This is a genomic window from Bernardetia sp. Wsw4-3y2 (genome assembly GCF_037126295.1).
Taxonomy (GTDB): Bacteria; Bacteroidota; Bacteroidia; order Cytophagales; family Bernardetiaceae; genus Bernardetia.
Genome location: NZ_CP147017.1, coordinates 1,072,822 through 1,093,031 on the forward strand (window position 1 = coordinate 1,072,822; position 20,210 = coordinate 1,093,031).

Annotated in this window: 18 protein-coding genes; 9 read left to right on the plus strand and 9 right to left on the minus strand. The window is 31.0% G+C overall.

All coding sequences use genetic code 11. The annotated features are described in order from the left end of the window. Positions 1 to 175: 175 nt before the first annotated feature. The 3 genes from V9L05_RS04275 to V9L05_RS04285 all read right to left on the minus strand — a co-directional run bounded on the left by V9L05_RS04275 (position 176) and on the right by V9L05_RS04285 (position 4,868). A complete protein-coding gene (locus V9L05_RS04275) occupies positions 176 to 1,309 on the minus strand; it encodes a Fic/DOC family N-terminal domain-containing protein (RefSeq protein WP_338790161.1) in 1,134 nt (377 codons plus the stop codon). A 343-nt stretch (positions 1,310 to 1,652) separates the two neighbouring features. Next, entirely contained in the window at positions 1,653 to 3,212 is a 1,560-nt protein-coding gene (locus V9L05_RS04280; RefSeq protein WP_338790160.1) for an aldehyde dehydrogenase family protein, read from the minus strand. 99 nt (positions 3,213 to 3,311) lie between these two features. Further along, positions 3,312 to 4,868: a hypothetical protein gene (locus V9L05_RS04285; RefSeq protein WP_338814511.1), complete on the minus strand. Its 1,557-nt coding sequence runs from the start codon at positions 4,866 to 4,868 to the stop codon at positions 3,312 to 3,314. A 113-nt stretch (positions 4,869 to 4,981) separates the two neighbouring features. Here V9L05_RS04285 and V9L05_RS04290 point away from each other — a divergent pair, with 113 nt between their 5' ends. Together V9L05_RS04290 and V9L05_RS04295 are read left to right on the plus strand one after the other, a co-directional pair. Then, positions 4,982 to 5,905: a DUF58 domain-containing protein gene (locus tag V9L05_RS04290; protein ID WP_338815410.1), complete on the plus strand. Its 924-nt coding sequence runs from the start codon at positions 4,982 to 4,984 to the stop codon at positions 5,903 to 5,905. A 9-nt stretch (positions 5,906 to 5,914) separates the two neighbouring features. Next, positions 5,915 to 6,451, plus strand: a complete 537-nt coding sequence (locus V9L05_RS04295) for a hypothetical protein (protein WP_338814512.1) — start codon at positions 5,915 to 5,917, stop codon at positions 6,449 to 6,451. Between the two features lie 22 nt (positions 6,452 to 6,473). Here V9L05_RS04295 and V9L05_RS04300 read toward each other — a convergent pair whose 3' ends face one another. Together V9L05_RS04300 and V9L05_RS04305 are read right to left on the minus strand one after the other, a co-directional pair. Continuing rightward, the gene (locus tag V9L05_RS04300; protein ID WP_338812774.1) at positions 6,474 to 7,751 is read right to left on the minus strand and encodes a hypothetical protein; all 1,278 of its coding nucleotides are present in this window, start codon (positions 7,749 to 7,751) and stop codon (positions 6,474 to 6,476) included. A gap of 206 nt (positions 7,752 to 7,957) precedes the next feature. Next, the gene (locus V9L05_RS04305; protein WP_338814513.1) at positions 7,958 to 8,368 is read right to left on the minus strand and encodes a sigma factor-like helix-turn-helix DNA-binding protein; all 411 of its coding nucleotides are present in this window, start codon (positions 8,366 to 8,368) and stop codon (positions 7,958 to 7,960) included. A 117-nt stretch (positions 8,369 to 8,485) separates the two neighbouring features. Between V9L05_RS04305 and V9L05_RS04310 the strand changes: the two genes are divergently transcribed. From V9L05_RS04310 to V9L05_RS04325, 4 genes are all read left to right on the plus strand, one after another. Then, a complete protein-coding gene (locus V9L05_RS04310) occupies positions 8,486 to 10,162 on the plus strand; it encodes a formate--tetrahydrofolate ligase (protein WP_338814514.1) in 1,677 nt (558 codons plus the stop codon). A 352-nt stretch (positions 10,163 to 10,514) separates the two neighbouring features. Then, positions 10,515 to 10,664: a hypothetical protein gene (locus tag V9L05_RS04315; protein ID WP_338790155.1), complete on the plus strand. Its 150-nt coding sequence runs from the start codon at positions 10,515 to 10,517 to the stop codon at positions 10,662 to 10,664. 189 nt (positions 10,665 to 10,853) lie between these two features. Next, positions 10,854 to 12,002, plus strand: coding sequence for a glycosyltransferase (locus V9L05_RS04320; protein ID WP_338814515.1), 1,149 nt, complete (start codon positions 10,854 to 10,856; stop codon positions 12,000 to 12,002). Positions 12,003 to 12,287: 285 nt separating this feature from the next. Further along, positions 12,288 to 14,003, plus strand: coding sequence for a S8 family peptidase (locus V9L05_RS04325; protein WP_338814516.1), 1,716 nt, complete (start codon positions 12,288 to 12,290; stop codon positions 14,001 to 14,003). A gap of 133 nt (positions 14,004 to 14,136) precedes the next feature. Here V9L05_RS04325 and rpmA read toward each other — a convergent pair whose 3' ends face one another. Together rpmA and rplU are read right to left on the minus strand one after the other, a co-directional pair. Further along, entirely contained in the window at positions 14,137 to 14,409 is a 273-nt protein-coding gene (gene rpmA, locus V9L05_RS04330) for a 50S ribosomal protein L27 (protein ID WP_338790149.1), read from the minus strand. A 107-nt stretch (positions 14,410 to 14,516) separates the two neighbouring features. Further along, entirely contained in the window at positions 14,517 to 14,828 is a 312-nt protein-coding gene (gene rplU / locus V9L05_RS04335; RefSeq protein WP_338763361.1) for a 50S ribosomal protein L21, read from the minus strand. 419 nt (positions 14,829 to 15,247) lie between these two features. On the opposite strand from rplU, the gene V9L05_RS04340 reads away from it, so the two are divergent. Next, entirely contained in the window at positions 15,248 to 16,579 is a 1,332-nt protein-coding gene (locus tag V9L05_RS04340) for a citrate synthase (RefSeq protein WP_338790148.1), read from the plus strand. A 102-nt stretch (positions 16,580 to 16,681) separates the two neighbouring features. Here V9L05_RS04340 and V9L05_RS04345 read toward each other — a convergent pair whose 3' ends face one another. Then, positions 16,682 to 17,998, minus strand: coding sequence for a HAMP domain-containing sensor histidine kinase (locus V9L05_RS04345; RefSeq protein ID WP_338814517.1), 1,317 nt, complete (start codon positions 17,996 to 17,998; stop codon positions 16,682 to 16,684). Positions 17,999 to 18,261: 263 nt separating this feature from the next. Between V9L05_RS04345 and V9L05_RS04350 the strand changes: the two genes are divergently transcribed. Next, entirely contained in the window at positions 18,262 to 18,642 is a 381-nt protein-coding gene (locus tag V9L05_RS04350) for a DUF1573 domain-containing protein (protein WP_338814518.1), read from the plus strand. A gap of 307 nt (positions 18,643 to 18,949) precedes the next feature. Next, on the plus strand, positions 18,950 to 19,453 hold the full coding sequence (locus V9L05_RS04355) for an HNH endonuclease (RefSeq protein ID WP_338814519.1): 504 nt from the start codon (positions 18,950 to 18,952) through the stop codon (positions 19,451 to 19,453). A 138-nt stretch (positions 19,454 to 19,591) separates the two neighbouring features. Here V9L05_RS04355 and V9L05_RS04360 read toward each other — a convergent pair whose 3' ends face one another. Continuing rightward, positions 19,592 to 20,137 carry a hypothetical protein gene (locus V9L05_RS04360; RefSeq protein ID WP_338814520.1) on the minus strand — a complete coding sequence of 182 codons (546 nt, stop codon included), beginning with the start codon at positions 20,135 to 20,137 and terminating at the stop codon, positions 19,592 to 19,594. Positions 20,138 to 20,210: the final 73 nt, after the last annotated feature.

Genomic DNA, 20,210 nt, shown 5'->3' on the forward strand with positions numbered 1-20,210 from the left:
TTTGCCTGCTATTTGACCTCAAAATATAAAGTCAGAAAGTGTAAAATGCTCTAAACAAAAAACCTATAAGGATTTCAGAACTGACAAGAGCAAAGCTAATCCTTATAGGTTTAAAAATGCGATTTCAAAAAGACGTTGATAACAGTCAGTAATCCGATCTTAGCAAGCGTCAAATCTATTTAGACAAAATTCTATATAATTCATTGTTTAGATAATACTGTTTACCTCCTATGTTTTTCTTTTCTAATACTCGTAAATCTGATAAGGTATTTAGGTATTTTCTTGCAGTACCTTCAGCATAGAGTCCCCCACCTACCAAATGTGATACCTTAATAAAGGGTTGCATAAATAGAAATTCTGAAAGTTTTTCTACATCTTTAAACTTGCCCTCGCTACTTATATACTCTAAAATCGAATTTTTAGATAGTACAATATCATTTATCATATCAAAAGTATTATTTGAAGTTACTTCTATTGCCTTCAACATAAAAAGTAGCCAGTTTTTCCAATTCCCTCGCTGTGAAACACCCATTATATTTTCATAATAATCGTCTTTGTGTGCAAGAATATATTTACTTAAATATAATATAGGGAAGTCAAGTAAACCCTTATTAGTTAAGTAGTGAATATTAAAAATTCGTCCTGTTCTACCATTTCCATCAGTAAATGGATGAATTGCTTCAAACTGAAAATGAGCTATAGCCATTTTTAATAAGTGGTCTATTTTATATTTTTCATCATCATTAACAAAATCAATCAAATTGTCTAATTTACTCTCAATTACTCCTTTTCCACGAGGAGGAGTGTAAACTACCTTACCAGCATTTGCACCAGTTCCTCCTTGTTTGATTACTGTATTTGAAAAAGGTAATCTTATTTCATCTGTAGTCTGTTTTATTTGTTGATATACTTGAATAAAATACTTTCGTGTAAATAAATTTTCTTTTTGTAAATAATTATATCCAGACCATAGAGCTTCTCTATATCTCAATACTTCTTTAGGTGCTGATTTGGTATTTGATTCGCTATTTTTTTCACTATATGCTTTATATAATTCATCATCAGTAGTAAAAATATTTTCAATAGCAGTAGAAGTTTTTGCCTCTTGCAAACTTATCGTATTGATAAGCAAGCCCTGATTAGGTATAACAGCACTTCTTCCGTGAAGTCTTGCTAGAGCAGCTTTAGCATTTCCTAACTTTTCAAGAATTTCGATAGTTTTGTACAATTCCTCTTTAATTGGTAATGGTGGTAAATCATTCCAAGGTATATTTCTATCTGGGTTTATAGAATAAAGTAATTCTGGCATTAAAATAACTGATTTTTAATGTTTGGTAAAATATTTACCTCAAAGGTACGTTTTTTTTTGAAGTAAACATTAAAAAAGCGATATTTTAATGTTTGGTCAGTATTTTACGTCAAAGTTGATGTAATTGAGAGAGTATACATCAAAAAATTGTTTTTTTAAGGTGTGGTTAGTATTATGACATTAAAAATGATGCGCTTAAATGAGCAAACATTAAAATATCGCTTTTTTAATGTTTGCTTCCTATTTAACCTCAAAACAAAAAACCTATAAGGATTCTGAAATCCTTATAGGTTTGAAAAAAAATGCCGTTGTCGGTGTCCCCACCGACGACATTATTTATACTTTATATATCAAATTTAATTCCTTGAGCTAAAGGAAGTTCTGTTCCATAATTGATTGTATTTGTCTGACGACGCATATATACTTTCCAAGCATCAGAACCTGATTCACGTCCTCCACCAGTATCTTTTTCACCACCGAAAGCACCACCAATTTCTGCACCTGATGTTCCGATATTTACGTTTGCAATTCCACAATCAGAACCCCAATGCGCTAAAAATCCTTCTGCTTCTAACATATTTTTAGTAAAGATAGAAGAAGAAAGTCCTTGACGAACATCATTTTGCATAGCAACTGCATTTTCTACATCGCCTGAATATTTTAATAAATATAAAATTGGTGCAAACGTTTCTTCCTGTACCATTTTGTATTCATTTTTGGCTTCTACAATGGCAGGAGTTACATACGTTCCAGAAGAATATTTTTCGCCTTCTAAAACTTCACCACCACAGATAAGTTTTCCACCTTCTGCTTGAACTTCTTTAAGAGCATTTTCAAAACCTTTAACGGCATCTTTGTCGATAAGTGGCCCTACTAAAGTTCCTTGTTCTAATGGATTTCCGATAGGAAGTTTTGCATACGCATTAACTAAACGTTCTTTGATTGTATCATAAACAGAATCATGCAAAATCAAACGACGAGTAGAAGTACAACGCTGTCCACACGTTCCAACAGAACCAAAAATAATAGCACGAATTGCCATTTCCAAATCAGCTTCTGGAGTAACAATAATTGCATTGTTTCCACCTAATTCCAATAAAGAACGACCCAAACGTTGTCCAACTGCTGCGCCAACTGATTTACCCATACGAGTAGAACCTGTTGCCGAAACCAAAGGTACACGCTCATCTTCTGCCATTGCTTTTCCGATAGTTGCATCACCAATAATTACAGAGAAAATTCCTTCTGGAACATCATTCGCTTTCAAAACATCTGTAATGATATTCTGACAAGCAAGAGCTGTAAATGGAGTTTTTTCAGATGGTTTCCAAACTGAAGCATCACCACAAGTAGCAGCCAACATCGAATTCCAAGCCCAAACAGCAACAGGAAAGTTAAATGCTGAAATAATTCCAACTACACCAAGTGGGTGATATTGGTCATACATACGGTGTTTTGGACGCTCAGAGTGCATCGTAAATCCATGAAGTTGGCGAGAAAGTCCGACAGCAAAATCACAAATATCAATCATTTCTTGAACTTCGCCCAAGCCTTCTTGATAAATTTTACCCATTTCATAACTTACGAGTTTGCCTAAATTATCTTTGTGCTTACGAAGAGCCTCTCCTATTTGACGAACAATTTCACCACGAGCAGGAGCTGGAAGTGTACGCCATTTTTTGAATCCTTCTTGTGCCGTTTTGATTACTGTATCATAATCTTCTTTTGTTGCCATATCAACTGAAGCGATAAGTTTTCCGTCAGCAGGAGAATATATTTTTCTAGTTTCTCTTGAGCCAGTAGAAGCCCAATTTAAGCCTGTTGAATAACAAGCATTGTGTTCTTTTATTCCTAATTCGTTCAATACATTTTGTATCGAAGATGTTTCTGTCATTGTTGCCATAGTGTTTCTCTATTGGTTTTGAATGTGTAGTTTATTCTAATTTTTTACAAAGAAACAAAAACCATTTTTGATTTAGAAATTTGAGGAAGGTTTGAGATTTTATTTTTCTTTTTGTTCCAATAAAAACAAAGGACGAACACGAGAAGGATTATAATTATGATTGGTCATTCGTTCTATCAATACTGTATCATTTTCATTTTTGACAGATAAAAGCATTCTTTGATAATCTATTTCTTTGAGCAAAAAATAATTCAAACCCAAACGTTTTACTTTTTCAGTATCCTTTAGATAATACTCAAACTCTTCTTTTCTGATGTGCGTAGCCAAACGATACAGACTTTCTTCTGAAATCTCCTCTTTTAATGTAGGCTCTGGAAGCCAAGGTAATGCATCAATTTTAGTTCTGAAAGTAAAATATTCAGCAAACGATTTGTGTAAAATCAACAATTTGACTTTTGACTCTAACCCATAACTTTGTTTTTCAAAATTATCTGTTATAACTTTATAGGTTTGATTTGTTGGTTCGTGAAGAGTTGGTTTGTAAGATTGTGAAGAGAAAAAAGAGAGGATAATTAAAAATAAAGTAGCACAGACTTCCAGTCTGTGTAAAAAAATAATATTGTAGTTTAATTTACTGAACAGGCAAGATGCCTGTTCTACCAAAACAGGAATCAAAACCACCCACAAAACACCAAAAAGCATAAACAATCTAAAACTAACTCCTTCCAAATCCCATTTCAAGACAGGCAAAAGAAGTAATGAAAGTATAATTGCAGTTACTTTGTGAAATAGAGTTATTTTATTTCTATCAAAAAGAAGTGTAACTAAACAAAAAAGCACTACAAAAATTGAAATTATAATTTCAATTCTCCAAAAAACAGAAATTCGTTCATTTCCAAAACTCGCCCAAAACTTATATGGCACAAATGAAAATCCACCCAAAGCATCGTGTATTCTTCGCCATTGCGACCAATATTCTGTCAAATCTATTTTTAAAAAACTTATTACAATTAAAATCAAAATTCCTATAAAAATGAGTTTGATTTGATTGATTTTGGCTAAAAAAAAGACTCCAAGCCAAAGAAGAGCAATAAAAAAAGTGAGTTTGTGAGAGAAATAATTGAGAATCAGAACAAATACTAAAAGTATAATTTGATAAATTAGATTTCTGTGTTTTGATGAAAATTCTTTAGGAAAAACTAGCCAAAACAAAATCAAACTAATAATTCCCAACAGATTTTTAGGATATTGAGATACAAAATAGGTCAGATGAGGACTACATAAAATCATAATTCCTACAAAAAGAGCCATTTTTTTAGTAGAATATTTTTGAATCAAAACAATAACTAAAAATGTAAAAACTCCTACCAACACAGAAATTCCAACTTTATAAGCCACCACATAATCTTGAAATAAAAAATAAAATCCTGTCAAATACCAATAAATAATAGAAGGATCATTTGTATGTGCATTTCCTGTTTCGGCTAAAGACTGCATTTGTACCAAATAAAAATAACCATCCCAACCGTTTGCAAAATCGGTTTGAAAAAGCGCATAACCTCTTAAAAATGAACTTAGTAAGCTGATTAAAAGAATAGAAAGTAGGAAATATAGATTTTTGGACGTTTCGTAATTTCTGTAAAAAGTAGATTTCATTAGTAGAAGATTATCCTAAAAAGAATGTTTTTTGCGATTTTTTATAAGTCATTTTTTGAGTAAGTTGAATAAAGTTAGCAACTTGTTTGTATTTTTGATGAAACACAAAAAAAATTATGCAAGAATTAGATATACAAGCCATTCGTCAGTTCGGAAATATAGAGTTTTTGGCTCGCCAAGTAGTAGAAGGATTTATTTCAGGACTTCATAAATCACCTTATCACGGTTTTTCAGTAGAGTTTGCCGAACACCGTCTTTATAATACTGGAGAAAGCACTCGTCATATTGATTGGAAAGTCTATGCACGAACCGACAAACTTTTTGTAAAACGCTATGAAGAAGAAACCAATTTGAGAGCGCAGCTTTTAATAGATGTTTCGCCTTCTATGTATTATCCACGAGAAGGCAAGTACGAAAATGGCAAAATCACTTTTTCAATTATGGCTGCTGCCTCTATTGCTTATATGCTTCAAAAACAGCGTGATGCTATCGGTGCGACCACTTTTTCGGATAAATTAGAGCTTCAAACGCCTATAAAAGCGACTTCAAAACATATTCACACACTTTTTTTGGAGTTTCAGCGACTTTTAGATGCTCCAGCTCCCAACAATAAAAAAACATCGACAGCAAAAGTGTTGCACGAAATAGCAGAGCGATTACACAAACGTTCGTTAGTCATTATTTTTAGTGATATGCTAGACAATATGAACGATACTGATGAGCTTTTTGCAGCTCTTCAACACTTAAAACACCGTCATCATGAAGTTTTGCTATTTCATGTAAAAGATTCAAAAACAGAAACCGAATTTGATTTTGAAGACCGTCCTTATATTTTTACAGATGTAGAAACAGGCGAAAAAATAAAACTTCAACCTGCACAAGTTAGAGAATATTATCGTGAGCAAACCAAAGCCAAAGAACAAGCTCTAAAACTCAAAAGTGGACAATATAAAATTGATTTTGTAGAAGTAGATATTCGTCAGCCAATGGATAAAATTCTTTTACCTTATCTGATAAAACGAGCTAAAATGAAGTAACTAAAAATTATGAATACATATAAATTTGTCGAAGAATTAAATGATTTACGAGATTATTTTATTTTAGCTGATCCGTTTACACTCTTAGATTATAAAAAAGAAAATAATTTGCCTGATAATTTAATTTCTAATTTTACGACTACAGATTTTGGAGATAAAGTAGTTGAAAAAGGTAAAATGATTGCGCTTGCTAGAATCCAAAATTATCCTTATACGATTTATTTCAATTTAACAGGTAAAAATATTGAATTAGAAAAGGCTGAAAACAATATACAAATACGTCAAGACGGATATTTATTAGAAGTAACACAAGGAAAAATTTGTCTTTTCACTATTCCTTATTTACATAAATTTAATTTAGAAACTATTGAAAGGTTATTAGTCTTTAGAAAAGCACAAATTGAAATTTCTAATGGTTTATATTCTGTTTCTATATTAGCAGGAGAGACTCAGCAAAAATATGGGAAAGAACCTACTTTAGAGTTTGTTATTTTGCCTGTTACTGAACAAACTCAGTTTACAGCAATTTTAAATTGTAGAGTTTGATTTTAGTTTACTATTTTGATTATCAAGTTTTTATATTGATTTGATTTTGCAAAAGGTCTAGTATTTCTTTGTTAGAGCAGAGTATCCTTTGTAAAGAAATAAATCCTTTTTGTTTAAATTGTTTACATTTTCTTCTAATAAATCGGACTATTTTTTGAACTTCAATCGCCAAAAATGCAAATTTTAAAAGTTTATTTTCAAATTCTTCTTTATTTTTTGTTCTAGGTTCACTAATTTTTAATACGTGTTTGAGTGTTTTGAAAAACTGTTCTATATAGGTTCTATTGAACCAATGTCTTCGTAATGTTTTTGCAAAAACGGTCAAATTTGGGGTATATATAACACTTACTTTTTTTGAGCCATTTAACCTAAAAAATAATAAAACAACTTCTCTTTTTTGGCATTGATAGAACGCTTTTAGACGTAAAGTAAAAGGTGTTTTTTCTTCTTCCTTGAGATGTCTTTGCGCTTCTTGATGTTTTTTTTCTTGTTCTAAAAAAACACGATCTATATATTCTTTTGAGTTTGTTTTTTTATTATTTACTATAATAATATGATTTTTTTTAGGTACACTAATATAAATCAAACTTGTTGATTGGTTGGTACATTCTTCACTCAATGAAACATCACTATAGCCACTATCACAACTAAAATGAATAGAAGGTAATACACTATTTTCTTTAGCTAATTTTTCTTGTAACTTTCCCCAACGATTCACTAATTTTTTAGCTATTTGAATAGGTTCTTTTTTATCAGCTTTTTCTTTTTTTCTAACAAAATCAAAAAATAAAGGATAAAAAACATCTTCAATATATAATCCAAAACAAACCACTTTAAAGCCTAGAGTAGTAGCACGATACTGTCCACTAAAGAAACTTCCAAAATAATCATTTTCTCTACCTAACTCAGAGAGCCATTGACGAAAAATACTGTCATCTAAAACTGCCGTAACTCTTTTTTTTGACCAAATACTACTATCTTTTGAAGCCATTTCTTTCAATAAATGAACCACTTGAGTTTTAAATACATATTCATAAAGTACACGTATTTTGTTGATTGTCAGTTTTTTATACAACTTTTTGTAATTGATGGATACTTGACTACTTGTGATACCAAATTTGACTAAAATACTTTTCAAGGTAGGCAAACCTAGTAATTGACCTAGAAAAAATACAGTTTGCATTTTTTCAAAAAGTAATGTATCAGATTCATCTACATTAGAAATATCTAATTCTGAAAAAGAGTTCTGAAAAAGAGTAGAAGTAGCTGAAAATTCCTGTTCAAAATATTTTTTTGTCAAAGAAACTATTTTTGTGGCTATTTTTTTTTATCATTGTAGTGTATTTTACAAAATCTAATTATTTATTTTGTGGTAAAAACAAATATAGGACTTTTGCAAAATATAATTGCCGTACAGAGTTGATATTCAGCAAAATACGGCAATTTTAAACTCTACAATTTAAATACTTCTTTTAGTATAAGAAGTGACCAGTATTAAGAAATATCTCATTCACTTAGTTTTTTCAAAACACTGACTAATAAAATTTCTACTTCTGAAATAGAAATATCAAGTAAAAGAGCTATTTTTTCATTGTTCCAACCCAAAATATGATGCAATAAATAAGGTAGTTTGTCTTCAAAAGAAAGTTGATTTATTTTTTGCCAAATCTGACTATCATATATGCTTTCTAAAAAATCAGAATTTAATTCTTCTACTAAATATTCTTTTCTATTTTCTTCGTCTTGTAACTTATTATTGAGTAAATAAAAGATTTCTTCCTGCCATTTTTTGGGTGTATTTTTATAGGCTTCTGCTATCAAATCTGAAATTTTGTTTTGAGAAACATGTAAAAGAATTAATGTTTGAATACTGTTTTTTAATTCTTCGTTTTGAGTAGAAAAAGGAGAGTTTGACATTTTTTTTAATATTTTTGTTTCAAAATTACTCAAAATGATTTAAAAGTTTCCAATTAACTATTTTTTTTATTCCTTGAATTTTCCTTTAGATTTTAAATAACACAAAAAATTCCTTCTATGAAATCAGATATCGAAATCTCTCGTCAAAGCAATCTTTTACCTATTTCAGAAATAGCTAAAAATGTAGATATTCCGACAGAAGAATTAATTCCCTACGGAAAATACATTGCCAAGTTACCTTTAGATTTACTTGATTTCAAAAATAACTCTGATAAAAAAGAATCAAACTTAATTTTAGTGACAGCCATTACACCTACAAAAGCAGGAGTAGGAAAAACCACAACTTCAGTAGGTTTGGGGTTAGGATTAGCACAGATTGGAAAAAAAGCTATTGTAGCACTTCGTGAGCCTTCTTTAGGTCCTTGTTTTGGAATGAAAGGAGGCGCAGCAGGAGGTGGTTATGCACAGGTTTTGCCGATGGAAAATATCAATTTGCATTTTACTGGCGATTTTCATGCGATTACTTCAGCAAATAATATGATTGCTGCTTTACTGGATAATTATCAATTTCAAAATAGAGGTTCTGAAAATCAGCTTCGTCAAATTCTTTGGAAACGAGTTTTGGATGTCAATGATCGTTCACTTAGAAATGTAGTTACAGGATTGGGAAGCATTAGCAATGGAATTCCAACCGAAACGGGTTTTGACATTACACCTGCTTCCGAAATTATGGCTATTTTGTGTTTGGCAAATGATTTAGAAGATTTGAAAACGAGAATAGGAAACATTCTTTTAGGATATAGAGTAGGTCAAGAACCTGTTTTTGTAAAAGATTTGGGTTTTGAAGGTGCAATTACAGTGCTTTTGAAGGATGCTATTCAACCCAACTTGGTTCAGACAACTGAAAATACAGCTTCCATTATTCATGGAGGTCCTTTTGCAAATATTGCTCATGGTTGTAATTCTGTTTTGGCTACAAAAATGGCTCTTCATTTTGCTGATTATGTAGTTACAGAAGCAGGGTTTGGGGCAGATTTGGGAGCAGAAAAATTTATGAATATTAAGTGTCGTAAATCTGGATTATCTCCCAAGATTACAGTTATTGTAGCTACTTCTCAGGCTTTAAAACTTCATGGTAATGTTGCAGAATCAGAAATCAAGAAGCCAAACTTAGAAGGAATTAAAGAAGGAACAAAAAACTTAGAAAAACATATCGAAAATATGCAGTCTTTTGGTCAGTCTGTAGTAGTTGCTTTTAATAAATATGATTTTGATACTGATGAAGAAATTGAGTTCCTAAAAGAATTTTGTAATTCTAAAAATGTAAAATTTGCTATCAATAATGGGTTTTTAGAAGGAGGAAAAGGAGCAGAAGAGTTAGCTAAAACGGTGGTAGAAGTCTGTCAGAATAATCCATCAAAACCCTTAGAGTTTACCTATGAAAATGAAGACAATATAGAAACTAAAATCAAAAAAGTGGCTCAAAAAATTTATGGTGCAAATGACATTTCACTTTCTGATAAAGCTCAAAAAATGATTTCTAAGATAAATAATCTAGGTTTCTCAAACTTTCCTGTTTGTATTGCCAAAACTCAATATTCATTCTCTGATGATGCTCATAAGTTAGGAGTTGCTAAGGATTTTACCTTAAATATTGAAGATTTAGTTATCAACAGTGGAGCTGGTTTTATCGTAGCTGTTTCGGGTACAATTATGAGAATGCCAGGGTTACCAAAAGAGCCACAAGCATTACAAATAGATATAAAAGATGGATATGTAGAAGGTTTGAGTTAGAAAAATGGTGAAATTTCCACTCATAGACTAGTAAATCAATAACTTAATCAATCTGCCTAAGTAATGTAACTTATGAGTAATCATTAGGATGTTATTTTGTAGAAGAATAAAGATAAATAAGATTGTTTTATATTTTTTTAAAGATAAATTTTAAAAAAACAGACAATTGCAGCAACAACTATTTTTTATTTTCGTACAACAAAGTGCTACAGTAAAATTTTTATAGTTATAAACTTGAAAAAAAACTAACAATCTAATATCACTATTAACTACTTTATTTTAAACAACTTACAGCCTAATGAAAAAATACATCTTTCTACAGCAAAAAGAGAATGTCACGATTGGGGCATTAATGTTACTGATAGTTATGGCTTTTGTAATGATGCGTTTGCAATATAACACAGACAAACAAAGCTCAAAATATCCAAATGCTACAACAAGCAAGGCTAAATTAACTCCATCTAATCGCACAGAAGTACCTCATTTTTTACCTGCCCTATAATATAATCATAGAAAAATAAAGAAAACAAATAATACGAATAAAACTTTACTTTAAAATAAAAAATACCGTCCTTTGAACCATCAATTAGCATTTTCTAGTTGATGGTTTTTGTTTTTATTACATTTCGCAAACTAAAAAAAATGCCTTGTTTGGTATTTTGGCGAAGCGAGACCAACAAAATAATGTACAATGAAAATAGCTTATTTATCTACTTTTTATCCGTTCCGTGGTGGAATTGCACAGTTCAATGCTCTTTTATATCGTAGTTTCGAAAAACTTGATATTCCTGTTTCTGCTTATAATTTTACTACACAATATCCTGAATTTCTTTTTCCAGGTCAGACTCAATATTCTACTTCGGAAGACAATGCAGACCAAATTCCGACACAGCGAACAATTAGTAGTATAAATCCTATTTCATATCTGCAAACGGCTTCCAAAATGTCAAAAGAAGAGCCTACTCTACTTTTGATGCGCTACTGGTTGCCTTTTTTTGCGCCTGCTTTAGGAACAGTTGCAAAAAAATTAAAGAAACAAGGAACAAAATCTATTGTCATTGTAGATAATATGATTCCTCACGAAAAGCGTTTTTTTGATGAAGCCTTTACAAAGTATTTTTTAAAAAATACTGATGCCTATATCGTCATGAGTAAGTCTGTTGAAAAAGACCTTTTAGAACGAAAACCAAATGCAAAATATATTTTCCACCCACATCCAATTTATGAACATTTTGGAGAAAAAATAGCTAGAAAAGAAGCTCTACAAAAATTAGAACTCTCAAAAATTGAAGGAATTGAGAACAAGAAAATACTGCTTTATTTTGGATTTGTAAGAAAATATAAAGGATTAGATTTGCTTTTAGAAGCCTTTAAAAACCTTGATGATAGTTACTTTTTGATTATTGCAGGAGAATCCTACTTATCAGATAATGAAAATAAAGAACTTCAAACTATTTTAGACAATCATCCCAAAAAACAAAATATCGATACTCGTTTGCGTTATGTTTCAGATAGTGAAGTAAATCTACTTTTTTCGGCTGCTGATGCCAATGTTTTGCCATATAGACACGCTACTCAAAGTGGAGTTTCAGCAATTGCCTTTCATTTTGAAGTCCCTTCTGTGGTTACTGATGTGGGTGGACTTCGTGATTTGATAGAGCCTTATAATGCAGGAACAATAGCTGAAAGTCCAACGCCAAAAGCTATTCAGAATGCAATAGAAGAGCTTTTTAAAAATAAAAAAGATATTGATTATGGAGAAAATCTAAGAGATTTTAAAGAGAAGTATTCGTGGGAAAATCTAGCAAAAAAGATTTTGGAACTTTATGATGAAATTTAGATTTTGTATGTTCAAGGTAATAGTTATTAAAATAGTTGTGTGTTTTCTTATTTATCAAAATAAAGAAGCAATAAAAGATTATCTTTTCCCCAAATAAAGGTTAAATAGTCTAAAATAAATCAGACAAAGACGGCAATAAAGAAGATGTTAGAAGGGATTTGAGTTATTTAAAAATAAATAAATGCTATATTTGTAATTATGCAATTTAGCCTTTGGTAAATACTATATTCTTCCGAATATTATTTATACTTAAAAAAAGTAGCTCAAACTAACGACATATTATATATGAAACTAAAACAATTACTATTTGTACAATTAATCACTGTTATTTTCTTTGGTACAGGATTTTTTCATACCGTTTTTTCTCAAACCAGTGAAGAAAGATTAGTTTATTTTAAAGATAAAAATGGAACATCTTTTTCAATTAGCCGTCCTTTAGAATTTCTTACTCAAAAGGCAATTGATAGAAGAACTAAACAAGGAATTTCTATCACAGAGCAAGATTTACCTGTCAATATTGATTATATCAATCAGATAAATAATTTGGGGGCAACTGTAAGTCATGGCATAAAATGGTTTAATGCAGCTATCGTAACGGCAGATGAAGATACCTTCACAGAAATAGAAAACTTAGCTTTTGTAGAAAAAGTAAATAAAATAGTTCTTCATAATGACCCAAATCGAAGAGTTAGAATTTCGGCAACTTGTGAAGTACAAGCCACAGAAGAAGAGATTTGTCAAGAATTTGAAGTAAATAAAATAGCAGAAATAAAAGGCACAGAAGAAAATTTTGATTACGGTAATTCTTTAGCTCAAATTCAGATGTTAGGTGTAGATAAGATGCACGAACAAGGATATTTGGGGCAAGGAATTCATATTGCTGTCTTAGATGGTGGCTTTATTAATGCAAATGCACTTTCTGCTTTCTCTCATGCTGATATTCCTTTTGTTTATGACGTAGTTGGAAACGGACGAAATGTCTATCAAGGTTCTTCACACGGAACTAAAGTTCTTTCCACAATGCTCTCAAAAAAGGAAGGACAAATGATAGGAACTGCTCCAGAAGCAACTTACTATCTATTCAGAACAGAAGATACAAGTCAAGAAATGCCTATTGAAGAAGCATTTTGGGCAGTAGGAGCAGAAAAAGCTGATAGTTTGGGAGTAGATATTATTCAATCTTCTTTAGGTTATGTAGATTACCCTGAGTTTAGTGGTGTGGGTTATACTTATACTCAAGAAGATTTAGATGGCAAAACAGCTCTCATTTCTAGGGCTGCCGAAATAGCAACTGAAAAAGGAATTGTAGTTATAACTAGTGCAGGAAATAGTGGAAGTGATGCATGGGGGAAAATATCTTTTCCTGCTGATGCTCCTTCTGTATTAGCTATTGGATCAGTAGATAGGAATGAGCAAAGAGATGGTACTTCTTCTTTTGGAAGGACAGTAGATGGAAGAATAAAACCTGATGTCATGGCAATGGGACAAGGAGCTGTACTTTGGAATATCGATGATGAACTTACTTCTGGTAGTGGAACTTCTTATGCAGCTCCATTATTAGCGGGTCTAGTAGCAGGTTTTATGCAGAAAAATCCTAATCTTACTCAAAAACAAATCATGTTTGCTGTTCGCCGAGCTGGAGACAGTTACTTTAATCCAACTGAAGAATATGGTTATGGTATTCCTAACTTTCAAAGGTTAAATCAAATTGAGATTATTCTAGGACAAGAAAATGAAGATTTAACGAGTAAAGAATCTCAAATTCGTGTTTTTCCTAACCCAGTAGCAAATAGTTTGAATATAGAAGTAGATGAAAAATTATTTGTCTCTAATCAAACATTAAATCTTCAAATATATAATCTGCAAGGAAAATTGATTTTGACTGATGTCTTAACTACAAGCAAAAAAGAAATTGCCTTTCCTGTTGTACCTAAAGGGATGTATATCATAAGAGTAGAAGGACAAAATTACCAAGGAACAATCAAAATTTTGAAAGACTAATTGGAAAAAGATTGTCAGTAGTTTTACAAATTATAAGACCTAAAAAAACCTATACCATTTCTAGTATAGGTTTTTTTGTATGTTAATCTTCTTGTGGTTGGTATTCTTACCAACAAGATAACACAAAATAAATTTATGCTTCGGCAGTTTCTGATTTAGCAACTACTGAAACGAAAGAACGTTTTTTGTATCCTTTGTGAAACGTTACTTCGCCATCAATAAGAGAAAAAATAGTATGGTCTTTACCAATTCCTACATTTTCACCTACATGAAATTTTGTTCCACGTTGACGTACGATGATGCTACCTGGTTTGGCTACTTGCCCTCCCCAAATTTTTACACCTAGACGTTTACTTTCCGAATCTCGTCCATTTCGTGAACTACCGACACCTTTCTTGTGAGCCATATCTGTATTGTTTTAAAGTTTGGATTTTATTTTTTCTTTTATACGCTTATTCTAAAAAACGAACTAGATAAAATAAAAAAATTGTAAATAAAATAAATAAATTAAAACTAAATTAGAATGTCTTTAATCAAGACTTTAGTGAATTGCTGACGGTGTCCGTTTTTTGTTTTATAGCCTTTACGACGTTTTTTCTTAAAAACGATTACTTTGTCGCCTTTTACTTGAGCAAGAACTTCTCCACTCACTGAAGCCCCAGATAATTGAGGCTCGCCAATACTAACAGTGCCGTTATCTTCTACCAAAAGAACTTTGTCAAAAGTTACTTCGTCACCTTCATTTCCTTGAAGACGGTGTGTATAGATAAAACGATCTTTTTCAACCTTGAACTGTTGTCCGGCTATTTCTACGATTGCGTACATGAGATAAACTTTGTTTAAATTACAAATAGAGTGCAAACTTATCACTTTTTATTCAGAACTCCAAAGATAAGAAGATGTTTTTTGGCTTAAAACCCAATTTATTTTTAGTAAAAATCCGTTTCATTTATTGTATAATCTATTTATAAAAAAAGAAAACATTTTTAATTAAAAAGTTGTTTTACTGCTCTATCACCTACCATGATTTATTTTTATTGTCTAATTAGTTATTATTTTTTAGCTACAAAAACCATTCAAACTTGTTTTTGTGCCTTTTTTTTGGTTAAATTGTGAACTTATTCACAGAACTGTAAAAACAACTTATTTCATCTTATATTAGTAAAGGCATTTTATTATAATACACCTTCTAATAAGTAAGAATATTTTAGAACACAACTTTCAGAACAAACCCTATATTACGTATGTCACAGAACGGAAAGACAATTACAATTAACTACGAAGGAAAAGAATATGAACTCCCTCTTGTGGAAGGAACAGAAGGAGAAGTAGGTATAGATATCGGAACATTAAGAGCTACAACAGGACTTGTTACACTTGACCCTGGTTATAAAAATACAGGTTCAACAACGAGCGCAATTACATTTTTAGATGGCGAAAAAGGAATTTTGCGTTATCGTGGTTATAATATAGAAGAACTAGCAGAGAAAGCAAGTTTTTTGGAAGTAGCTTATCTTATTATCTTTGGAGAGCTTCCAGACCAAGCTTCGCTTACAAAATTCCAAAATGATGTTACTAATCATACGCTTATCCATGAAGATATGCGTAAAATATTTGATGGCTTCCCAACTACTTCGCACCCGATGGTTGTGTTGTCTTCACTTATCTCGGTTTTGAGTACATTCTATCCTGAGTCGATGAAATCTAATCGTTCTCCAGAAGAAGTATATATGTCTATCGTTCGTTTGATCGCTAAAGTTCCAACTATTGCAGCTTGGTCTTACAAAAACGAAATGGGACACCCTGTTAATTATCCAGACAATAGCTTGAATTATGGAGCACGTTTCTTGAAAATGATGTTTGCTTTGCCTACACAAGAATATGAAATTGACCCTGTAATGGTAAGTGCATTGAACAAGATTTTGATTCTTCATGCAGACCATGAGCAAAACTGTTCTACATCAACAATTCGTATTGTAGGTTCTTCATTAGCTAATATTTATGCTTCTGTTGCTTCTGCAACAAATGCTTTGAGTGGTCCTCTTCATGGTGGAGCAAATCAAGAAGTTATCGAAATGTTAGAAGCTATCCATAGCAGTGGAGCAACGATTGAAGAGTTTATGACCAAAGTAAAAAATCGTGAAATGCGTTTGATGGGATTCGGACATCGTGTATATAAAAACTTTGATCCACGAGCTAAAATCTTGAAAAAAGCATGTGATGATATTTTATCTAAAATGGGTATTGAAGATCCATTGTTAGATATTGCTAAACAATTAGAAAAAATTGCGTTAGAAGATGAGTTCTTTATTGAAAGAAAATTGTATCCTAATGTAGATTTTTATTCTGGAATTATTTATCGTGCCATGAACTTACCGACAGATATGTTTACGGTAATGTTTGCTATGGGACGTTTACCAGGTTGGATTGCTCAATGGAAAGAAATGTTAGAAATGAAACATCCTATTGGTCGTCCTCGTCAAATTTATATTGGCGAAAATGAAAGAGCTTTTGTTCCTATGTCTGACCGTAAAAAAGTAGATCACGCTGACATTATTCAAGAAGATTTCGTTTAAGAAGCTAATTTTTTAGAATAAAATAAAGAAAGATAAAGCCTAAGTAAGATTGAAATATTCAATTTTAACTTAGGCTTTTTTTAGTGTTCTTAAAACAAAATTTTAAGAATAGACGATATGAATAGAGAAAGTTGAACCTTCTTCTACTTTGCTTTCCAAATATATTCTCCAACTATGCGCTTTTACTACTTGCTTAATATAACTGAGTCCTAATCCAAACCCTTTTGTTGTATGAATATCGTTACTTTGGACTCTAAAAAACTTATCAAAAACACGTTTTTGGAATTTTTTATCAATTCCTACTCCGTTATCTTTTATGGAAAGAATGAGTTTGTTTTTTGATAGTTTTAAAATAGAAATATTTATAACAGGTTGTTTTTGATTGTATTTAAAAGCGTTTTCTAAAAGGTTATGTATCATATTCTGAAAATGAACTTTATCGGCTTTTATAAAAATTTCATTTTCTATATCTTCAAATTGAATTTTGAATATTGGATGTTGAAAATCCTGTTTTGCCAAAATTTCTAATTCAAAACTCTGTATTGTTTCTTGAATAATTTTTTGAAGATTGATTTTTTCTAAAGATAGAGGAACATAACTACTTCGTTCTAACATCAAAAGTTCGACTAGTTTTTCTACTTGAGAATTCAATCTTTCCGTTTGTTCTTTTACAATAATGGCATATTGATTTTTTCTTTCTTGGTTTTGTTTTTTTTCTAACTTGTTATTTTCTAATTCATTATTTATCAAAACCTTTGCAGCAATTCCCAAAATAGAAATGGGAGTTTTCAACTCATGAGTAATATTATTGATAAACTGTTTTTGAGCTTGTGAAAACTGTCTTTGTGTAATAATAAAAAACATTCCATAGACTAAAAAGAAAATTACTAATAGCAAAATGATAGATAAAAATATCCAAATATCCATTTCTGAAACAAGCTGAGAGGAAACAGAAGGAAAACGAACCCCAAAATAATAATTCTGTCCTTCCCATTTTGGAAGCTCTTTTTTGATATTTTTAGAGGCATTATTTTTTTGATTTAATGAAATATAACTTCCATATACCATTTTTTCGCTATCACAATCATAAATACCATATTCAAAATCTGTTTGAATATTTCGCTTTGAAAACTCACTTTTGAGAAAATACTCTAAAATTGCTGCATCAATTTCACAGTTTACACTAACTGTATAGTAATCACTAGAAAGCTGATTGATAGGACTTTGAGAAGGCAAAGTAGTTTTGCTATAATCAGCAATTTTTTCGGCTATATTTTGTAAAGCAACCTGTATTTTTTGTTCGTTTTGTTTTCTATTTGCATCAAATGCTCGTCGTACCCAATATATTTGAATAGAGATAATTCCAAAAATAGAAAGTAAAGCAAAAACTAGAAGGAGGGTAATTGTTCGTTTGTTCATAGAGAATACATTTTAAGCACAGAGAAATAAAGAGATAAAAGAGAAAATAAAACACATTTTTAGTTCCTTTTTATTTTGAATTTACTTCTAAATTCTGACTTCTAAAATCTAAATTTATTCCATTAACATCCCATTAACAAACCTTTGAAAGTCATTAACAGCAAACAAAGAGGTTTTGCCGTATGTTTGTATAAGTTCTTGTTGCAACGATAACTTAATTTATCAAATCATTATTTTTATAAACACTTTAAATTTTCAAAATTATGCAAAAGCAATTTTTTGGTTTTCTTTTTACATTAGTTACACTTTCTTTTTTATTCGCTTTTTCTCCTGCTTACAATTCTATCAATTGGAAACAAACTAGCATTGAGTTTGGAAAAATTCAACATAACAAACCTGTAACAGCAACCTATGAGTTTGTCAATACAGGTGAAACACCAATTGTGATTCAATCTGCAAAAGGTTCTTGTGGTTGTACAGGCGTAGAATTTTCGAAAGAAGCTATTCCAGCAGGACAATCAAGCAACATAAAGGCAACTTTCAATGCTGCCAAAATTGGAGCTTTCAGCAAAACGGTAACCGTTACAATGGCTGGAGATAATGAGCCTGTTGTACTTCGTTTTAATGGAGAAGTAGTTGAGTAATTACGAATTTTCAATTACAAATTACGAATTGAATTGCTTAAATAATTTTTAATTAGCTGCGCTGAATATTCATTTCGTAATTTGTAATTGAATTTTGAACTTTATTATTGAGTTTTTGGTTTTGGGTAAGTATATAATAAAAATTAGGCATAATACGAATTATTAATATTAATTTTACGTGAAATTAATATTATAGCAAACTTAATTTGCATAATTTTGGCATATACAAAATTTAATAAACGCAATTTAAGTTGTAGTATTAGATTTTTCTTTTATTTATTGTCCATTAATCCAAAACTATAAAATCATGATTGGTCGGAAAGTATTAATATTGAATGCAGATTATCGTGCAATTTCTGTTTGTAGTGTAGCCAAAGCATTTTTGCTTGTTTATCTACAAAAAGCTGAAATGGTAAACTCTGTCCCTGATGGTTTTATCCAAACAGTAAACAAATCTTTTGCAGCTCCTTCTGTTATTCGTCTGAATTCTTACGTTAATATTCCTTACAGAGGAGTGATGCTTACACGCCAAAATATCTTCAAACGAGACGCAAATCAATGTGTGTATTGCAAAAGCACAAAAAACCTTACTTTAGACCACGTTGTTCCACGCTCACAAGGAGGTAAAACATCTTGGACAAATTTGGTAAGTGCTTGTCAGCATTGTAATTCAAAGAAAAGCGATTTTAGTCTTGAAGATGTAGGTATGACATTGCCTTATAAGCCTTTCAGACCTACGTTTGTGATGTTCTTACGTGAGTTTTCTAGAATGGGAGATGAAAATTGGAAACCATTTTTACAACATGCCTAAACCATTTCTCTAAAATAATTCTATGAAAAACAGCTATACAAAAGAGATTTTGATTGCTTCAAATTTTATAAAAAATAAACCTTCCTAATTTCATTTTTTGATAAGTGATTTTGAGAAGGTTTTTTAATTGTATTTATTTTATAATCTTTTTCCACTGGTTTTTGTATCCATAACTGCTTTTTCTTTTTTAGCTTCTATTTGTTTTGCTATATTAGGCAATTCTTTTTTTACAGAATTCTGCATTTGAGAGACCTTTTTAGGAGTTGGGTCTAACATTACTCTATTTGCCAACCATTTACTTGCATCTGATAATTGTTCAAAAACTTGTACTTTATATTGCCCTTGGCTATTTTTATTCAAAAACATTTCTAGAGAAATATTTGAAAAAAGGTCATTTCCTGTATTGATTGCCCAGTAAAACACTCCTGCTTCTATTGCACGAGGAGTCCAGTCATTAGTAAGCCAGTCATTTGCTTCATTCCAAGGTCCTACAATCTGACTATGATCTGCCAACACAGCAATGGCATTATTTTCTGCTACTTGTTCAATAATTTTATTATATCCTAGCTTGATGTCTTGCATACGAATAAAACCTTTCCATTGATAAAAAACCCATTGTGATTTTTCGTCATATTCTACGGTTAGACAAACAGAACCAAATTCGTTATTTACGTGATGAATCATAGCAGAGATATTTAAAAAGACTTGTATTAGTACAAAATAAAAAACAAATAATTATATTCTTATTACTAAATAT

Coding starts and splice junctions, on each gene's coding strand:
- V9L05_RS04275 (WP_338790161.1), bottom strand. CDS start 1,309: ATGCCAGAATTACTTTATTCTATAAACCCAGATAGAAATATACCTTGG.
- V9L05_RS04280 (WP_338790160.1), bottom strand. CDS start 3,212: ATGGCAACAATGACAGAAACATCTTCGATACAAAATGTATTGAACGAA.
- V9L05_RS04285 (WP_338814511.1), bottom strand. CDS start 4,868: ATGAAATCTACTTTTTACAGAAATTACGAAACGTCCAAAAATCTATAT.
- V9L05_RS04295 (WP_338814512.1), top strand. CDS start 5,915: ATGAATACATATAAATTTGTCGAAGAATTAAATGATTTACGAGATTAT.
- V9L05_RS04305 (WP_338814513.1), bottom strand. CDS start 8,368: ATGTCAAACTCTCCTTTTTCTACTCAAAACGAAGAATTAAAAAACAGT.
- V9L05_RS04310 (WP_338814514.1), top strand. CDS start 8,486: ATGAAATCAGATATCGAAATCTCTCGTCAAAGCAATCTTTTACCTATT.
- V9L05_RS04315 (WP_338790155.1), top strand. CDS start 10,515: ATGTTACTGATAGTTATGGCTTTTGTAATGATGCGTTTGCAATATAAC.
- V9L05_RS04320 (WP_338814515.1), top strand. CDS start 10,854: ATGAAAATAGCTTATTTATCTACTTTTTATCCGTTCCGTGGTGGAATT.
- V9L05_RS04325 (WP_338814516.1), top strand. CDS start 12,288: ATGAAACTAAAACAATTACTATTTGTACAATTAATCACTGTTATTTTC.
- rpmA (WP_338790149.1), bottom strand. CDS start 14,409: ATGGCTCACAAGAAAGGTGTCGGTAGTTCACGAAATGGACGAGATTCG.
- rplU (WP_338763361.1), bottom strand. CDS start 14,828: ATGTACGCAATCGTAGAAATAGCCGGACAACAGTTCAAGGTTGAAAAA.
- V9L05_RS04340 (WP_338790148.1), top strand. CDS start 15,248: ATGTCACAGAACGGAAAGACAATTACAATTAACTACGAAGGAAAAGAA.
- V9L05_RS04345 (WP_338814517.1), bottom strand. CDS start 17,998: ATGAACAAACGAACAATTACCCTCCTTCTAGTTTTTGCTTTACTTTCT.
- V9L05_RS04350 (WP_338814518.1), top strand. CDS start 18,262: ATGCAAAAGCAATTTTTTGGTTTTCTTTTTACATTAGTTACACTTTCT.
- V9L05_RS04355 (WP_338814519.1), top strand. CDS start 18,950: ATGATTGGTCGGAAAGTATTAATATTGAATGCAGATTATCGTGCAATT.
- V9L05_RS04360 (WP_338814520.1), bottom strand. CDS start 20,137: ATGATTCATCACGTAAATAACGAATTTGGTTCTGTTTGTCTAACCGTA.